We start from the raw sequence: 3,343 nt of genomic DNA, 5'->3' as shown, positions 1-3,343 counted from the left end.
GTTTAATAAACATTTTTAAACTATAAAAATGCTGCGATTTGATTAAGAATTAACAGCAATTTATAGAACTTAAAATTATGATACTTTATGGTTTTAAATTATTCGTAATTTATTAATTATCTAATGAAAAAATTACACCAGTTAAACCAATGTAATTTTTTGACCATACTATCAAACATTATTGTTTTGTCTTCTTAATTCATCATTTACTATTTTTTCGATAACTTTTAATTTTTGCTTCATTTTTGTTTCATTAAATATATTAGACCCATAAGATTTTCCTGCATCGGCTTCTAGTTTTTTTCTTAAAGATTCATCTTTTATTAATCTATTTTTTTCTTGTAACACTTTTAATTTTTCTTTCGCTAATTTAGTGCGATTTTTGGCTGATAAATATATATATATCGCAAAAACAAAAATACCAAAGAAAGCTATAAGCAATAGAAATAATATTGATAAAAAAGGTGTGGTGAATACAAATATTTTTGAGAGAATATATTTGTTTTTTATCTTTATCGAATCAATTTTCTTTAATTCTAATGTTAATAAAATAGCCAAGATAAATGATCCAATATTAAACAAAATTGCAAATAGTAATATTGTTATTCCTGCTCCGTCTGGATATACTTTTGGTATCAATATTGATAAAAAAGAAAAATCTACATCTTTTACCACATAATAATATCCAGTCGAAACCAAGTACAATATATATGCTAATATGGCAAAGGGTAATGATAAACCAAAATAAAGTTTTATTTTATTATTCATATTTCTCCTATTAATTATGTTTATTTTTCAATGTATTTTTCTATATTTTGTAATGTTCTTTTATAAATATCATCATTCATATTAATCCTTTGTTATTTCTTTAAATTTTTTAACTAATTCGTCATTTCTTTTCTTGATATCATTTATTGTTCAATAATCATTTTCAAGTTGTGAGATTTGTATTGCAGATCTAAATTTTGTCGCCTTTTTATATATCTCTTTTTTAGACTTAAATCAATCATCAGAAGCTCTAATATTACGCCTTTTGTCTAAAGGAATTATGTTTCCAATTTGTTCATATAATTCTTTATTTTCTTTATCGAATTGTGCATGAGATTTAGGTAAAATATGTTCTATTTCTCATTTGGCTGGCAATATATCCATCTCTTCTTGATCGTTTTGTGAATATTCAAACATTTTTATAATCATGCTTATGATTTTTACATTTGGACTTTTGATTTTTTCCATCACATCATCTGAATCTTTTTTTTCTAATTTAGAAAAATCAAACTCATGGCCTTTTATTATGCTTTTATTTAGTAACAAAATGCCGTGTTTAATATCGTTTATTGAAGGAATTACTAAATATCTTGTGACAATTCTATTTCTTAATTTTATTAATAACTCAAGATATTCACTTGTATCATCATTATCAATTTTGTCTTTATTTTTTAAATAATATATTAAAGCTGGGTATTTACCAAAATCATTAGAGAAAGAAAAAATAATATCTAGTTGTTGTTTAATCTTCGAGTTTAAGTCTTTTTCTTCATTTAAGTTATTCACCATTTTTAGAAATGAAATAATATTTTTAATAGTTTCTATCATTTTGTTAAAAATATCATCAATGTTATTTTGTTCTAGATATTTTAATATGTATTTTCTTATTCCTGGTGTGGTACTGTTGATATCTCCTTCTTCTGCCCTTAAATAGAACATATAGTATGAAAAAATATCATTTAATGTCTTATTCATTGAAACACAATCATATTCTAATTCTTTTCATTGTTCTATGAATTTATCTTTTTCATTTTTGTCTTTTAATAGGTTATATATCTTCGCTTTAAAAATATCGGCATCAGAAAGAGGGACCCCTCTATTATTAAGAGTTTCAAAAACCGTCATAGCAGATTGTTGAGATTGCGAAGATACAGTTAAGATAAGGGTTTTTTCTAATATGGTATTAAAAAAGTTAAATATCCCCTCAATTTCATTTTTTGCTTTTTCTTCAATCAACTCTATTAATTTTGCATAGTTTTTCGAATAATTACTTTTACTTTTTTTGTTATATTCACCACTTTTGATGATATTCTCAAAATCTTCTAAATTACTTTGCATTACTGAAACATTTTGAATGGACATTGAATTTCTATCAATTATTTTTTTATAATCATTTGAAATATGTCAAATACATTCTTCAATTTCTTTTGCTAAATTTTTAGTATTTTCACTATTAGTGTTCTCACATTTTTTAAGAATTGCTCTTAAAAGTAGAAAAATGGTCGTTATACGTTGTTGTCCGTCGATAATTTCTCATTTTCCATTTTCGTTTTCAAAGAAAACAATTGAACCTAAAAAATACTGTTCTTTTGAATTTGGCTCTTTAAGTATAATTTTGTAAAATTCTCATAAATCACTGAATAATTTTTCGGTTTGTTCTTCTCCTCATGAATATGGTCTTTGATATTCAGGTATTAAAAAATTATGTTCTTTAGAAGCATTTTGAAATAAATTTCTAATTGTTATACTATCTATATTTATTTTGTTTTGTGTCATATATTTGCCTTCTCCATGAAAATACGCAAAAATACACCTAATAGTTAGGTGTTAATTTAATGTTAAATTATTTATTAAGAGTCTGCTCTCTCTCTCTCTCTCTCTCTCTCTCTCTCAATCTTATTAAAAGAGGATTAGGGAAAGAAAATGCATTTAAAGTTTTCTTTGCATTATTCATGGTATTATAATTATAATAAATTTCTTTAGATATTGACATATCGAAAACGTGTTTTGATCATGTAAATTCTCAATTATTTTGCAACATTCTATAGTTTAAAATCACTATAGGAGGTAACGGGAAATATAAAAAAATAGAAATCCGGAATTTAACAGATTTTGAGAAAAAAAGAAAAGGTATTTGTATCGATATAACTAATGAAAAAAATAAAAATAAACTAAATTGTCATAAAACACGAAGTTAGCCGTTTTACAGTTTCTAAAATTAAAAATCTATAAATTTTGACGGGACATTTAATGTCTAAAACAAAAATAAAGGAAATAAAAATAGACAAAAGTTTAGCGATGATCTTGAAGATTATGAAATTGAAAAAAATCAGAGATTTTAGTTCTTTTATTTTTGATCAACCTAGAGATAGAACCAGAAATGTTACTATGGCATTTTATTATAGAACAAAGAGTTCAATAATGTCTTTAAAAACTCTTTACAGACGTACTTTAAAAAAAGGGGGGTATGCAACAGAGCGCTCGCACAAAGGGGCTAGAAAAGAAGCTAAAAGAAATGTTAAAAAATATTTTAAATAACACAATTCCAGAAACAATATTTTATTATGCAATAAAT

3 protein-coding genes are annotated in these 3,343 nt (G+C 24.3%); 1 reads left to right on the top strand and 2 read right to left on the bottom strand.

Going from position 1 to position 3,343, the window contains the following annotated elements; all coding sequences use genetic code 4:
- Positions 1 to 168 precede the first annotated feature (168 nt).
- Complete coding sequence (locus ACWXVP_RS03200; protein ID WP_456013058.1) at positions 169 to 768, bottom strand: hypothetical protein; 600 nt, start codon at positions 766 to 768, stop codon at positions 169 to 171.
- 81 nt (positions 769 to 849) lie between these two features.
- Positions 850 to 2,544 (bottom strand): DUF262 domain-containing protein, encoded by a 1,695-nt coding sequence (locus ACWXVP_RS03195; protein ID WP_456013056.1) that lies wholly within the window; start codon positions 2,542 to 2,544, stop codon positions 850 to 852.
- Positions 2,545 to 3,018: 474 nt separating this feature from the next.
- On the opposite strand from ACWXVP_RS03195, the gene ACWXVP_RS03190 reads away from it, so the two are divergent.
- Positions 3,019 to 3,306, top strand: coding sequence for a hypothetical protein (locus ACWXVP_RS03190; RefSeq protein ID WP_456013054.1), 288 nt, complete (start codon positions 3,019 to 3,021; stop codon positions 3,304 to 3,306).
- The last annotated feature ends 37 nt before the right edge of the window (positions 3,307 to 3,343 follow it).

It is taken from the genome of Mycoplasma sp. 1781 (assembly GCF_053851675.1).
Note: the sequence above shows the minus strand (reverse complement) of the source record. Positions and strands in the feature narration are given on the sequence as shown.